The organism is Paenibacillus sp. FSL R7-0204 (assembly GCF_038002225.1).
GTDB lineage: Bacteria > Bacillota > Bacilli > Paenibacillales > Paenibacillaceae > Paenibacillus_AQ.
This window is the reverse complement of the sequence record NZ_JBBOCA010000001.1, coordinates 3331600-3344875: the sequence shown is the minus strand read 5'-3', so window position 1 is coordinate 3344875 and position 13276 is coordinate 3331600. Positions and strand designations below refer to the sequence as shown.

The following is a 13276-nucleotide window of genomic DNA, read 5'->3' as shown; positions in this document are numbered from 1 at the left end:
TCAAATTCAGAACAATTATCTGTTTCGTTTCAACCACTTGCTGATGAATCCCTTGATGCCTTGTACTTTAGCGGTTTCTACTGAATCCACAGCCAGATAGCTCTGCGCAAGCCTCTGCACATCCCTGGCTGCAATACTGTTCGGAAAAGCCACTGAGAATGGAATTTGTTTCTTAACAGCCTGTACTACATGCGGATCGCTGCTGATGTAGCCGAGGAAGGGAAGCTCAAGCTGCAGGAACCGGCTGGCCGCCATCCGGATTTTGTCACTGGTGGCCCGTGCCTCCCGTTCATCCCCTGCCTGATTGACAATCAGCCTGAACGAGACCTCCGGATGCGTATTATGAACAACCTTCATCAGCGCATACGCATCTGTAATTGCGGTAGGCTCAGGCGTGGTCACCACCAGGCAGTCGTCGGCAGAAGTGATGAATTTCATCGTTTCCTTGGACAGCCCCGCCCCTGTGTCGAACAGGATAAAATCCATGGTATCAGCAATGCTTGCAATCTGTGTGGTAAAGTAGTTCAGATCTGCCTCGGAGAGAGTGAACAGCTCGTCCATCCCGGAGCCCCCTGCAATGAAGGGCAACTCATGCGGTCCAAGCTGAATGATCTGTCCGATATCTGCTTCCCGCTTGAGCAGGTGGTACAGGTTGTATCTGGATGAGACACCCATAAGGACATCAATATTGGCCATGCCGATATCAGCATCGAACAGAAGAACCCTCCGTCCCATGGCCTTAAGTGCAAGCGCGAAGTTAAGAGTGAAATTCGACTTCCCCACTCCCCCCTTCCCGCTGCATACCGTGATGATCCGGGCAGAGGCACCGCTTCCGGAAGCCTGCCTCGTATCCTGGCTGGAGACCAGCCGTCTTAATGCCTGCGCCTGGTCCATCACCCGCCCCCTGTTCCCAGCAGCATGCCGCCAATCTGCTCTCCTGTGGCCATAAGAAGATCATCCGGGACATTTTGTCCGTTGGTAATATAAGAGAGCTTCAGTGGATAATCATTCAGGACATTGAACAGCGGGCCGTAGCTCCCGGTTTCATCAAGCTTCGTGAATACAACCTTATCCAGCTGGTATCTGCCGAAGTGCTCCGCAATCTTTTTCATATCACGGCTCTTCGAGGTCAGGCTCAGCACCAGCAGGGTCTCGCTCTTAAGCTCCTTGGCCAGCAGGCTCTGCAGTTCAGCCACCAGGATTTCATTGCGGTAATTCCTGCCGGCAGTATCCATTAACACCAGATCACAGCTCTCCAGCCGGAACATCGCCCGCTGCAGATCACCCGGTGATTGCACAACCTCCAGCGGCATGTTAAGAATGGAGGCGTAGGTTCTAAGCTGTTCAACGGCCGATATCCGGTAAGTATCCGAGGTAATCAGCCCAACCTTGCGGCCTTGCTTGAACAGCTGCTCCGCTGCCAGCTTGGCGATCGTTGTCGTCTTGCCGACCCCTGTTGGCCCGGCAATATATACAATCTGCGTATCCGGGGCAATACCGCCGGCAATGCGTCCCGCCAGAAAACCGTCAATCTGCTCTCTGAGCACAGCCTCGAATTGCTCCGGCTCCCAGTTGCTTCCTTCCTCACGGTAACGCTCCAGAACATAACCGATCCATTCCTCTACAAGAACAGCGTCAGTCTCCTGGTCAATCAGGCGGCTACGTAGGGATTCCAGCGCATCAGGCAGCTCGGCAGCCCCTGAGGAATAACGGGCGATACGTTCCATCCATTGCTTCATATCCCGGATCTCCCGCAGGACATCACTCTCAGTGGCAGCGGCACTCTCAGGTTCAGGCTGTTCTGCCTGAAGCGATTCATAGATGGCTGCAAGCTTCTTCCGGCTCTCCTCCGGCTGCGGTACAGACGGCTGGCCTGCTGCAATATCCTCAGTGCGGATATCCGGCAGCTCAGTCTTGGCTAAAGGCGGCATCACTGCGACACCTCCGCCCTGCTCCAGCGGATCAGCCAGTGCTGCGGCAATCTCGGCAAACGACTTGGCTGCTGCCGCCTCCCTTACCGTCACAGGCGGCGGGAGAGGAGCAGCAGCGGCTGAGGCAGCCTTCTGATAGGCCACTGGCACTGCATTTCGCGGTACGTTCATCGGCGGTGCAGGAACCTGCTCCTGCGCAGCCGCCTTTGCACCGTTCTCCACAGCAGCTACAACCTCGATCTTCTTTTTTGTGAACATGCCCATGAATCCGCCAACCTTTATTTCTTTGGTGCTTAAAATAACGGCATCGCTTCCAAGCTCGCTGCGGATCGAATGCATGGCGTCAGGCATCGTATCGACCACATAACGCTTCACTCTCATAAGTTCACCACCCCGACGCTTTGAATTTCAATGTTTGGCTCCAGCTCGCTGTAGGACAGCACCGGGATATCCTGCATGGTCCGCTCAATAACCTGGCGCAGATACATGCGAATCGTTGGAGAGGTCAGTACAATGGGCTGCTGGCCGGATTGCAGGAGACGGTTGATCTGCTCCGTGAGCCGCTGATAGACGGTTTGGGTAGATACCGGATCGAGCGCCAAGTAGCTGCCCTGCTCGGTCTGCTGCACGCTCTCGGAAATCTTTTTCTCAAGCCCGGGACCTACTGTAATGACACGAAGGGTCTCCCCCGTCTGAGAGAACTGCTGGGTAATCTGTCTGGAGAGGGATTGCCGCACATATTCAGTCAGAATATCTGGGTCCTTGGTATACGTGCCGTAATCGGCAAGCGTCTCGAAGATGGTGACGAGATCGCGGATCGATATTTTCTCCCGCAGCAGCTTGCCCAGCACCTTCTGAACATCCCCGACAGCAAGAATGGAAGGAATCAGCTCATCCACCAGCACAGGGTAATTCTCCCTGAGATTGTCGACCAGCTGCTTCGTCTCCTGACGGCCCAGCAATTCGTGTCCATACCGTTTGATCAGCTCGGTCAGATGCGTGGCTACAACGGAAGGCGGGTCAACCACGGTATAACCGGATAACTCAGCCCGCTCCTTCACCGACTCATCGATCCATAGGGCAGGCAGCCCGAAGGATGGTTCAATAGTCTCAATCCCGCTAATCGACTCGTCATCATAACCGGGGCTCATGGCGAGATAGTGATTAAGTAATAATTCACCGCCGCCAACGTTATTTCCTTTAATTTTGATGACATATTCATTCGGTTTTAGTTGAATATTGTCGCGTATGCGAATAACCGGCACGACAAGACCCATCTCCAGCGCACATTGCCGTCGAATCATGATGATACGGTCGAGCAGATCGCCGCCCTGCCCCGTATCCGCCAAAGGAATCAGGCCATAACCAAATTCGAATTCGATCGGGTCCACCGTAAGCAGATTGATAACACTTTCGGGACTTCGTACCTCTTCGATCTGCTTCTCCTCGACCAGTTGTTCATCGGCAATCTGCTGCCTGCTGGCCTTCTGTCCCATACTGTAAGCCGCGTAAGCCATCAGCCCCGCCAAAGGAAGCGTGGACATAATCGTAATCGGGGTAAAGAACCCCAGAAACGCTATGGTCGCAGCCACTATGTATAGAAGTTTCGGATAGGAAAGCAATTGTCCCGTGAGATCCTCGGCAAGATTGCCCTCTGAAGCCGCCCGGGTAACGATCAGACCGGAAGCCGTGGAGATCAGCAAGGCCGGAATCTGGCTGACCAGACCGTCACCGATGGTCAGGACAGAGTAGGTCGAGAGCGCTGTCTGGAACGACATGCCGTGAACAGTCATACCAATAATGAAGCCGCCGATCAGGTTGATAATGAGGATGATAATACTGGCAATGGCGTCCCCTTTAACGAACTTACTCGCACCATCCATGGCTCCGAAGAAATCCGCCTCGCGTTCAACATTACGGCGGCGTTCCCGTGCCTGCTGCTCATTGATCATCCCCGCGTTCAGATCCGCGTCAATACTCATCTGCTTACCGGGCATTGCATCCAGTGTGAAGCGGGCGCCTACCTCGGCCACGCGCTCCGAACCCTTGGTGATAACAATGAACTGAACCACAACCAGGATCAGGAAGACAATGAACCCGATAGCGATCTGTCCCCTGGCAATCCAGCTTCCGAAGGTCGCTACGACCTCCCCGGCATGGCCATCAGCCAGAATCAGCTTAGTTGTTGACAGGTTAAGCGCTAAGCGGAACAGCGTTGTGATCAGGAGCAGTGAAGGAAATATTGAGAACTGCAGCGGATCTCTGGTATTCATTGCGACCAATATAATGGTCAGGGCTATCGAGATATTGATAATTAACAGTACATCCAAAAGCCAGACAGGGATGGGCAGAATCATCATAAGCACGATACCGATAATGCCCAGTAGAACTGTTAAATCTTTAGCTTTCAATGTCCTTAACCTCCCCCGGCTTATCTCCTCTTGCCTTTAAGCTTATATACATAGGCCAGCACTTCGGCAACTGCCTGGAACAGATCGGCCGGCACTACATCACCGATCTCCGCTCTCTGGAACAATGCCCGTGCCAGCGGCTTATTCTCCATCGTTACAACACCATGCTCCTTGGCCAGTTCCCTGATACGGAGTGCCACATAATCCTGGCCCTTGGCTATAATCTGAGGAGCCTCCATTGTGGAACCGTCATACTTCAGGGCGACTGCAAAGTGGGTCGGGTTCGTGATGATTACATCGGCCTTGGGGACCTCCTGCATCATCCGCTGCATCGCCATTCTGCGCTGACGTTCCCTGATCTTGCCTTTGATGATGGGGTCGCCCTCCATCTTTTTGTACTCATCCTTAATGTCCTGCTTGGACATCTTGAGACTCTTCTCATGCTCGTATTTCTGATAGATATAGTCCAGTACAGCCATTATAAAAAGAGCCGCTGCAATCTTGATGCCCAGGCTCATGGTCAGCTTCGCAACGAAGGCGTATGCCCCTTCCGCATCGACATGCGAGAGGCGTGCAAAACTCTCCTTCTGTCCCCAAAGCGTACTGTAGACCAGATAGGCAATCAGGATGAGCTTGAAGATAGATTTGAGGAACTCTACTACGGAACGCATGGAAAAAATATTTTTGAAGCCTTTGATGGGGTTAATCTTGCTGAACTTAGGCGTAATTCCTTCGCCTGAAGCCATGAAGCCTACCTGAGCGAAGTTAGCCACGAGCGCGAGCAGGAAGGTGATGCCCAGCAGCGGAGCGAGCAGAATGAGAATCTGCAGCCCGTACTGGTTGAACAGCGTGGAGATATTCTCCGGTGTTACCTCAAGCATCATCCGGTTCTGGAACACATCTGTGTAGAGCTTGATAAACCGTTCTTTCATGAAGCCGCCGAAGACGCTCAGTGACAGCAGCGCCGAGAAGAGGACCACTGCACCTGACATTTCAGCACTTTTTGCAACCTGCCCCTTCTTGCGGGCATCCTGCCGTTTCTTCGGAGTGGCTTTCTCTGTCTTGTCCCCCCCGAACAGCTGAAGGTCCAGTTTGTATCTTGCCTGTTTTGCCAAGACAATCTCTCCTTACCGTAGCCTAAGGACTCTTCCCAATGAGACCAAGCAGGTTGTGCATGGACTCGAACATAATCTCGAAGAGATTCTGGAACAGCGCAGCCAGACCCGGCATCAGTATAAGAAGCAGCGCCAGACCGATAATGATTTTGAGCGGAACACCGATGACAAACACATTATATTGCGGAGCCGTTCTCGCCAGGAAGGCCAGGCCTACATCTGTCAGGAACAGTGCAGCGACCAGCGGAGCCGACATTTGAAAGGCCAGCATAAAGGATTGAGCAAAGGTACGGATCAGAAACTCGGACAAGCTTCCGCCGATCATTTTGAGGAACAGATCATTATCTATCGGCACCCATTTATAGCTGTATACGATAGCATCCAGCAGGTAGTGGTGGCCATTCATGCTCAGGAACAGCAGCAGTGCAATCATATACTTGAAGTTCCCGATAATTGGCGCCGAGGCCCCGGTCATCGGGTCAATGACGTTCGCAATCCCGAACCCGATCTGAATATCGATAAAGGAGCCCGCAGTCTGAATCGTCATAAACATCAGGTAGGCGATAAACCCAAGCAACAGCCCGATTAATGCCTCCCTGATAATCAGGAGGATAAACCCCAGATCCTGCGGAACTGTAATATTCATGCTGCCTGAGCTGAAGATGACCATCGATACAAAAAAAGACAAACCAATTTTGAACGTTGTCGGCACGCTTTGCGACGAAAAGACAGGAACGACAACAAAAAAGGCGGTAATTCGACAAAAAATCAACAGAAAGACAGGAAAACTTTGCAGCAGGGTCTCTATATTCATAGACTCAACCGATATACATATAGAGACTGCCCAGAATTTGGCTGGTGAAATCCACCAGTTTCGTTATAATCCACGGACCGAACAGCAGTAAAGCAAGCAGTACGGCAACGATTTTGGGAACAAACGCCAGGGTCTGCTCCTGAATCTGGGTTGTGGCTTGAAAAATACTGACGATCAGTCCTACCACCAGACCAAGAATCAGCATGGGGGCGCTGGTCTCCAGCACTAAATATACGGCTTGGCCGGCCAGGCCGATAATAAACTCCGCATTCATCCCATGTACCTCCTCTTACAAGTCAGGTGTTAAAACTCAGCAGCAGTGATTTGACTACTAAGTACCAGCCGTCCACCAGCACAAAGAGCATAATTTTGAAAGGCAAAGATATCATTACCGGCGGCAGCATCATCATCCCCATGGCCATCAGGGTGCTGGACACCACAATATCAATAATAAGAAAAGGGATAAAAATCATAAAGCCCATGGTAAACGCCTTTTTCATCTCGCCGATTGCAAAAGCAGGTACCATTACTGTTAAAGGAATATCATTATAGCTGGCTGGCTTCACTGTAGCGTTATTGCCGGTATAGTTCATGAACAGCAGCAGGTCCTTCGTGTTCGTCTGCTTGAACATAAACTCCTTAATCGGCTCCTGCGCTTTGTTCAGTGCTTCGCTCTGGGTCAGAGTGCCCTTCATATAGGGCTGTAAGGCCGTCTCGTTCACAGTTGCCAGCGTCGGCGACATAATGAACAGGGTTAAGAATAAAGCCAGTCCTACAAGCACCTGGTTCGGAGGCATCTGCTGTGTACCCAGTGAGGTTCTAACGAACCCCAGTACGATCACGATCCGCGTGAAGCTGGTCATCAGCACCAGGAATGAAGGAGCAATGCTAAGCACCGTTACCAGCAGCAGGATGGAGATGGAGCTTGTCCCCCCGCTTGAAGCATCGTTGTCCCCCACCGAGATATTAATATTAGGAATCGGGTCGGCATGCACCGGATGCAGGAGCAGCACACTGAAAATACCAAGCAGCATAAAAGAAAGAATCAGCTTTTTTTTCATAAATCCTCCGACTCTTTCCTGAGATCCTCATCCCTGCGCAGTTCCTCCAGCTTCTCTTTGCGCTCTGGCGCCAGGGCAAGCTTAGATTGCAGCGTCTCATAGAAAGACGAAGTCTCATGAATCTCTATTTCCTGGGACGGCACCTCACCGCGCAGCTTGGACTTGATTTTGGCGATAAGCGGTGCAATGAAGTTGTCCGTTCCTGAGGTCTGGTCTTCAAAAGCGGATATAATCAGCGCCACCTCTGCCGGATCGGTGATCTTGTCCATCATAGTGATGTCCTCGCCCACTCCGATCAGATAGAGGCTGCCGCCCAGCTCAATGACCTGAATCGACTTATTCGGACCCAGCCCCAGCGCACCCAGCGTACGGATGGAACGGCCGCTCATCAGAGTCTGATTGCGGCGTCCCAGAAAACGGATCAGCAGCACGATAAGAATAACAATGACTGCCAGAACAAAAATAACCTTCAATAAATTCAGCAGGGCGTTACTACTGTCTCCGAGCGTTCCGGAAGCAAATAACATACCTCGTTCCTATATACCGAGCGTTTTATTGATGGCTTCAATGACACGGTCTGCCTGGAAAGGCTTCACAATAAAGTCCTTGGCACCGGCCTGAATTGCATCAATAACCATAGCCTGCTGACCCATGGCTGAACACATAATGACTTTGGCATTGGCATCTACTTTTTTGATTTCCTTAAGGGCGGCAATTCCGTCCATTTCAGGCATGGTGATATCCATCGTGATCAGATCCGGACGCAGTTCCTTAAATTTCTCTATAGCCTGTGAACCGTCCTGGGCTTCACCCACTACCTCAAATCCGTTTTTCGACAAAATGTCCCGGATCATCATTCTCATAAATGCTGCATCGTCCACGATTAGAATTCGGTTAGCCATTTTTACAAAATCCTCCCTAAGTATGCTTATTGTAATTTTTGTATACGGTCCCACTGGCTGACGATATCCGTAACGCGGACACCGAAGTTTTCGTCGATAACTACGACTTCCCCCTTGGCAATGAGCTTGTTGTTAACCAGAATGTCAACAGGCTCACCTGCCAGCTTGTCCAGTTCAATAATTGAACCTTGCGACATTTCCAGAATATCTTTGATCTGCTTCTGGGTCCTTCCTAATTCTACGGTTACCTTCAGTGGTATGTCCATCAATAAATTTAAATTATTTTCGTCAATATTGCCAAAAGCCCCTGCACTCAGATTCGCAAATTGCACAGGCTGCACATTTACATTACGGCCCTGTGCCGGATTCTGCGGCTGAGCCTGCGGATAGGGCGTGCCCTGAGGCGGCATTCCGTAAGGCGGCATGCCCTGCATCCCATACGCCGGCATACCTGCGGGAGGATAATAATATCCCCCTTCCGGCATTCCCGGATAAGGCGGCATCCCCTGACCCTGCGGCGGATATTGCGGCGGGTACCCTCCCGCCTCCGGCGCAGGCATCTGCTGCTGGGCTGGAGGCGGCGTCTGCGCCGGTTCCGGTGCAGGTGCTGGTGCGGCTGCCGCAGCTGGAGGCGGCGTTGCTTCCGCCGAGGAGACTGCCGCTTCCTGATCAGCCTGGCTGACATCGCCAAGCAGCATGGTCACCATATCCTTGGCGAATTGTACAGGCAGCAGCTGCATGATGGTGGAATCAATCAGATCGCCAATCTTCAGGCGGAAGGAAATCTGGATTAGAGTCTCATCATCCGGCAGGCTACCTACACCTTCTCCGCTCGACATGTTAAGAATGTCAATGCCTGGCGGAGAAATGTTGACGAATCTGTTGAAGATCGTTGACATTGAGGTAGCGGATGAGCCCATCATCTGGTTCATCGCTTCCTGCACGGCACTGATATGAATCTCGTTCAGTTCCTCGTCTTTGGGATCTCCTTCTCCGCCGAGCATCAAGTCGGCAATGACCTGTGCATCCCTGATTTTGATAACCAGAGAATTGATGCCCTGGAAACCGTCCACATACTGTACGTGAACAGCCACATGAGGTTTGGGAAAGGCTTCCTCGAACTCTCCGCGTGTAATAATGGATACCTTAGGGGTAGTAATGTCTACCTTCTTACCCAGCAGGGTAGAGAGTGCGGTTGCCGCACTTCCGAAGGTGATATTGCCTATCTCTCCCAGTGCATCCTGTTCAAAAGGTGTTAAGTAATCATCCACGGTCTTCGGTGAAGGAGCCAAATTGCCTTCCGCAGACTGTCTAAGAAGAGCGTCTATCTCTTCCTGGGACAAATAATCTTTACTCGTCAAACTCTTCAACCCCTTCGCTGACAATCTCGTCTATTTGCACAGCCACACGTTCTTTGATCATCCCCGGACTTCCAATGAATTTCAGCTTGTCCCCCACCTTAATCGACAGACCGGAATCCACCGTCTTGTTAAGAGAAATCACGTCGCCGATGCTGAGCCCGAGAAATTCAGCAATGGATAAATTCGATTCGCCCAGCTCAGCTACGATTGGAAGCTGCGCCCGGTGAACTCTTGCCCGGATGGCCTCGAGCTCTACCTCATCCCGCACCTTTTTCTCGGAGACAAACCACTGGTGCACCGAGAGCCTTGACATAATCGGCTCCAGCACAACGTGCGGGATACAGAGGTTGATCATCCCCGTCGTATCTCCTATTTTGGTACTGAGGGAGATTAGGGCAATCGTTTCATTTGGCGATACAATTTGCATAAACTGCGGATTCGTTTCCAGCGCCTCCATCCGGGGATGGATATCGAGCACCGTCTTCCAGGCTTCCTGCAGACTTTCAAAGCATCTGCTGAAAATCCTCTCCATAATGGTCGTTTCGATTTCAGTTAACGCATTGATTTTGGAGGGTGCTGTTCCGAAGCCGCCAAGCAGACGGTCCAGCATGGCAAAAGCAATATTCGGGTGCACCTCCATCACCATCCGGCCCTCCAGCGGCTCGGCCTCAAAAATATTCAATATCGTCATTTTGGGAATGGAGCGGATAAACTCGTCATAAGGGAGCTGCTCTACTTGAACGACATTGATCTGCACGAAGGTGCGCAATTGGGCCGAAAAGTACGTTGTAAGATAGCGGGCAAAGTTATCATGAATCCGGGTTAAGCTGCGGATATGATCTTTGGAGAAGCGTACGGCCCGTTTGAAATCATAGGAGCGGATCTTTTTCTGCGTTTCTTCTTTTTTAAGTTCGTCGGCATCCATTTCACCGGATGAAAGTGCAGCAAGCAGAGCATCAATTTCGTTTTGTGATAGTACATCAACCAATTCAATCACCCCCCCATCAAAGAATAGACCCGCCTGCAGCTACATAGATGCCAATATAAATTTGGTGAATTCAATCTGGGTGATCGAACCTTCTGTCAGGTTCTTGTTGATGATGTTCACCAGTTTGCTGCTGAACTGATCTTTGCCGCTGGCCCCATTCAGCTCCTCGGGTTTGGCATCGGCAATCGCTTTGATAATCAGCGGTGTTATTTTAATAGATTTTATTTTTTCGAATTCTTCCTTGGACGACGCCGAATCTAATTGAAGCGCGATGTCAACTGAAAGGATGTAATCGGGATCGGCAAGATTAGTTTTGATATCTTTGATTTCGGCTGTCATTTCAACAATTTGATCAGCAGTCATCTTCTTCGTCTCCACGTTCTGGACAGCCTTATTTACTTCATTCCCGTCGCCCGGGAAAAATCTGTCCATCAGCAAGAATGCAGCGACTACGATAAGTGTAACGGCCAGCAATATTGTGATGAGCCATGGCAGCATCTTTTTCATGAGAGCTCCTCCATTGACTGGACTTTAATGGTGGCAGCGTGTGTGCCTATGTCCCTGTTATATTCCTTGATCTTGTTAATGACTTCATCGGCCTTTTCAAGCACGATCAGCCTTTTGCCGGTTACCAGCGTAATATACGTGTCCGGTGACTCTTCAACCATTTCAACCAGCAGGGCATTCAGCCACATCCCCGCCCCATTCAATCTTGTTACCGAAATCATGACAGGCCTCCTAACCTAAATAGGGGGAGGAGTTCCTCCCCCACGACTGCAATAACATTTCCGCTATGGGCAAAACGTTATTCTCCAGAATGCTACATATTAAGATTCAAGCTTAACGCTTCAGATTAACTACTTCCTGTAATATTTCATCGGAAGTGGTGATAATCCGCGAATTCGCCTGGAATCCACGCTGGGTAACAATCATTTCCGTGAACTCGCCGGTCAGATCCACATTGGACATTTCCAGCTGGCCGGCAACGATAGTACCTGTCCCTACTTCAGCATTGTTGGCAGTTGTCGGCTCCAGCGCACCTTCTGCATTCGCATTTAAGGACATCCGGTACAGGTTGCCGCCGATCTTCTCAAGCCCCTGCGGATTGCTGACTTTTCCCATACCGATCTGAACACCAGCTGTCGTTGTGCCGTCTGCCATCGTCTGCACAATCGTTCCGTCACTGGAGATGGAGAATGCCGTAACATCGTCAGCGAGCTGAATGACTTCGCCCCCGGAGTCAACGACATGTAAGCCATCCGATGTAATCAGATTGCGGCTAGCATCCACATGAAAATCTCCGGCGCGAGTCAGGAATGGTACATCCTGGTCACCCGTGAGCTTCACCAGAAAGAACCCGTCTCCGTCGATCCGCAGATCTGTAGGATTATTGGTAGTCATTGCACTGCCAGCTGTATGCATGGTGTCGACAGAACCGATGGACACCCCAAGGCCGATCTGCTTGGCATTGACACCGCCTTGTCCGCCATCAACGGGGGCAGTAACACCCGAGACGGTCTGGCTCATGATATCCTTGAACATCACGCGTCCTGACTTGAAGCCGATGGTATTAACATTCGCAATATTGTTACCGATGACATCGAGCTTTGTCTGAAATCCGCGCATACCTGAAACCCCTGAGTACATAGATCTTAGCATTATTAATCGTCCTCCCGGTTATAGAGTCTTCTTGACTCTTAAGAATTGAAAGATGAAGCTGGAGCGGTGGCCGCGTCAGTCGGTCGGCAGCCACTTTCGGCTCTCCAGTAAGGACCAGCCGAGTTAAGATATAATTACTGCACTGTCAATCTGCGTGAATACATTGTCTTTCATAGAATTGCCGTCCATCGCTGTAACCACTGTCCGGTTCTTTACACTCACAATCAATGCCATGTCCTTCATAAGAATCAGAGATTCTTTGCTGCCCTTAGCAGCTGCTTTGTCTACCGCGGAGGAGATCTGATCCAGCTGGCGGCTGCCAAGCTCGATTCCCCGCTGCTCCAGGCGTTTGGCTGCATGATTGCTGAATTTCAGCATATTCTTCTGCAGCACGCTCTCGAACGATGCTTCAGAACTTGTGGAACCCTTCACGGATTGCTGACGCTGCAACGCGGAAGGATGTACAGCTGCCGGGTATAATTGTCCGATAGTTATTCTGTCACTCATGATGTCTCCCCGCTCTCCCCGCCGCTTGCTTCAGTCTCACTGGCCGCCGGAGTCTCACTGGTTGCTGGACTCTCGCTGCCCGCTGCAGGTGTAGTGCCGGCATTCTGGATTTGCATAATATCCGTTAGAGCAATCCGCTCCTTGCCAACCACTGCATATTGCACCCCGCTGCTGACAACAATCGATTCAACATTGCCCGATTTCGGCAATTTCGTCTCGGCATCCGTCCAGGTGATATCCTTCCCGATCAATCCGGATACAGAGCCAAGAGACTGATTCAGCGCTGTAAGCTGGGTGGATATGTTCATAAGCTGTTCTACGGATGAGAATTGAGCCATCTGAGCGATGAATTCCTTATCCTCCATCGGCTGCATCGGGTCCTGGTTCTGCAGCTGGGTAATCAGTATTTTTAAGAACTGATCCTTGCCCAGTGTAGAGGTGCCTGTGGTCTTGGGTGTCTTATCATTCGCGACATAATTCCATTGGTTGCTGTTAGACACGGGATTCGTTGCCATATCATTTCACCT

Annotated in this window: 16 protein-coding genes; all 16 read right to left on the bottom strand. The window is 51.0% G+C overall.

Annotation, left to right across the window (positions count from 1 at the left end):
• Positions 1-15: 15 nt before the first annotated feature.
• Complete coding sequence (locus MKX42_RS14965; protein WP_340753182.1) at positions 16-897, bottom strand: MinD/ParA family protein; 882 nt, start codon at positions 895-897, stop codon at positions 16-18.
• Positions 894-2312 (bottom strand): flagellar biosynthesis protein FlhF, encoded by a 1419-nt coding sequence (flhF, locus tag MKX42_RS14960; protein ID WP_340753181.1) that lies wholly within the window; start codon positions 2310-2312, stop codon positions 894-896. The genes MKX42_RS14965 and flhF overlap by 4 nt, the downstream gene beginning before the upstream one ends.
• The gene (gene flhA, locus MKX42_RS14955) at positions 2309-4342 is read right to left on the bottom strand and encodes a flagellar biosynthesis protein FlhA (protein WP_340753180.1); all 2034 of its coding nucleotides are present in this window, start codon (positions 4340-4342) and stop codon (positions 2309-2311) included. The genes flhF and flhA overlap by 4 nt, the downstream gene beginning before the upstream one ends.
• Before the next feature lie 20 nt (positions 4343-4362).
• On the bottom strand, positions 4363-5457 hold the full coding sequence (gene flhB / locus MKX42_RS14950; protein WP_340753179.1) for a flagellar biosynthesis protein FlhB: 1095 nt from the start codon (positions 5455-5457) through the stop codon (positions 4363-4365).
• Between the two features lie 22 nt (positions 5458-5479).
• On the bottom strand, positions 5480-6271 hold the full coding sequence (fliR, locus tag MKX42_RS14945) for a flagellar biosynthetic protein FliR (RefSeq protein ID WP_036724682.1): 792 nt from the start codon (positions 6269-6271) through the stop codon (positions 5480-5482).
• A gap of 4 nt (positions 6272-6275) precedes the next feature.
• On the bottom strand, positions 6276-6545 hold the full coding sequence (fliQ, locus tag MKX42_RS14940; RefSeq protein ID WP_036692523.1) for a flagellar biosynthesis protein FliQ: 270 nt from the start codon (positions 6543-6545) through the stop codon (positions 6276-6278).
• A gap of 22 nt (positions 6546-6567) precedes the next feature.
• Positions 6568-7332 carry a flagellar type III secretion system pore protein FliP gene (gene fliP, locus MKX42_RS14935; RefSeq protein ID WP_076078620.1) on the bottom strand — a complete coding sequence of 255 codons (765 nt, stop codon included), beginning with the start codon at positions 7330-7332 and terminating at the stop codon, positions 6568-6570.
• Positions 7329-7859, bottom strand: a complete 531-nt coding sequence (locus MKX42_RS14930) for a flagellar biosynthetic protein FliO (RefSeq protein WP_340753178.1) — start codon at positions 7857-7859, stop codon at positions 7329-7331. The genes fliP and MKX42_RS14930 overlap by 4 nt, the downstream gene beginning before the upstream one ends.
• Positions 7860-7868: 9 nt before the next feature.
• The gene (locus MKX42_RS14925; RefSeq protein ID WP_036692515.1) at positions 7869-8234 is read right to left on the bottom strand and encodes a response regulator; all 366 of its coding nucleotides are present in this window, start codon (positions 8232-8234) and stop codon (positions 7869-7871) included.
• 26 nt (positions 8235-8260) lie between these two features.
• Complete coding sequence (gene fliY, locus MKX42_RS14920) at positions 8261-9595, bottom strand: flagellar motor switch phosphatase FliY (protein WP_340753177.1); 1335 nt, start codon at positions 9593-9595, stop codon at positions 8261-8263.
• The gene (fliM, locus tag MKX42_RS14915) at positions 9585-10583 is read right to left on the bottom strand and encodes a flagellar motor switch protein FliM (protein ID WP_340753176.1); all 999 of its coding nucleotides are present in this window, start codon (positions 10581-10583) and stop codon (positions 9585-9587) included. The genes fliY and fliM overlap by 11 nt, the downstream gene beginning before the upstream one ends.
• Positions 10584-10622: 39 nt before the next feature.
• A complete protein-coding gene (locus tag MKX42_RS14910; protein WP_340753175.1) occupies positions 10623-11090 on the bottom strand; it encodes a flagellar basal body-associated FliL family protein in 468 nt (155 codons plus the stop codon).
• On the bottom strand, positions 11087-11311 hold the full coding sequence (locus MKX42_RS14905; protein WP_340753174.1) for a flagellar FlbD family protein: 225 nt from the start codon (positions 11309-11311) through the stop codon (positions 11087-11089). The genes MKX42_RS14910 and MKX42_RS14905 overlap by 4 nt, the downstream gene beginning before the upstream one ends.
• A 112-nt stretch (positions 11312-11423) precedes the next feature.
• On the bottom strand, positions 11424-12242 hold the full coding sequence (gene flgG / locus MKX42_RS14900; RefSeq protein ID WP_340753173.1) for a flagellar basal body rod protein FlgG: 819 nt from the start codon (positions 12240-12242) through the stop codon (positions 11424-11426).
• Between the two features lie 123 nt (positions 12243-12365).
• Positions 12366-12749, bottom strand: coding sequence for a TIGR02530 family flagellar biosynthesis protein (locus MKX42_RS14895; RefSeq protein WP_340753172.1), 384 nt, complete (start codon positions 12747-12749; stop codon positions 12366-12368).
• Entirely contained in the window at positions 12746-13264 is a 519-nt protein-coding gene (locus tag MKX42_RS14890; RefSeq protein ID WP_340753171.1) for a flagellar hook capping FlgD N-terminal domain-containing protein, read from the bottom strand. Before MKX42_RS14890 ends, MKX42_RS14895 begins: the two co-directional genes overlap by 4 nt.
• Positions 13265-13276: the final 12 nt, after the last annotated feature.

Excerpts from the sequence above, each read along its gene's own strand:
- flhF (WP_340753181.1), bottom strand. The coding sequence starts at position 2,312 with ATGAGAGTGAAGCGTTATGTGGTCGATACGATGCCTGACGCCATGCAT.
- fliR (WP_036724682.1), bottom strand. The coding sequence starts at position 6,271 with ATGAATATAGAGACCCTGCTGCAAAGTTTTCCTGTCTTTCTGTTGATT.
- fliQ (WP_036692523.1), bottom strand. The coding sequence starts at position 6,545 with ATGAATGCGGAGTTTATTATCGGCCTGGCCGGCCAAGCCGTATATTTA.
- fliP (WP_076078620.1), bottom strand. The coding sequence starts at position 7,332 with ATGAAAAAAAAGCTGATTCTTTCTTTTATGCTGCTTGGTATTTTCAGT.
- MKX42_RS14930 (WP_340753178.1), bottom strand. The coding sequence starts at position 7,859 with ATGTTATTTGCTTCCGGAACGCTCGGAGACAGTAGTAACGCCCTGCTG.
- MKX42_RS14925 (WP_036692515.1), bottom strand. The coding sequence starts at position 8,234 with ATGGCTAACCGAATTCTAATCGTGGACGATGCAGCATTTATGAGAATG.
- MKX42_RS14910 (WP_340753175.1), bottom strand. The coding sequence starts at position 11,090 with ATGAAAAAGATGCTGCCATGGCTCATCACAATATTGCTGGCCGTTACA.
- MKX42_RS14905 (WP_340753174.1), bottom strand. The coding sequence starts at position 11,311 with ATGATTTCGGTAACAAGATTGAATGGGGCGGGGATGTGGCTGAATGCC.
- flgG (WP_340753173.1), bottom strand. The coding sequence starts at position 12,242 with ATGCTAAGATCTATGTACTCAGGGGTTTCAGGTATGCGCGGATTTCAG.
- MKX42_RS14895 (WP_340753172.1), bottom strand. The coding sequence starts at position 12,749 with ATGAGTGACAGAATAACTATCGGACAATTATACCCGGCAGCTGTACAT.
- MKX42_RS14890 (WP_340753171.1), bottom strand. The coding sequence starts at position 13,264 with ATGGCAACGAATCCCGTGTCTAACAGCAACCAATGGAATTATGTCGCG.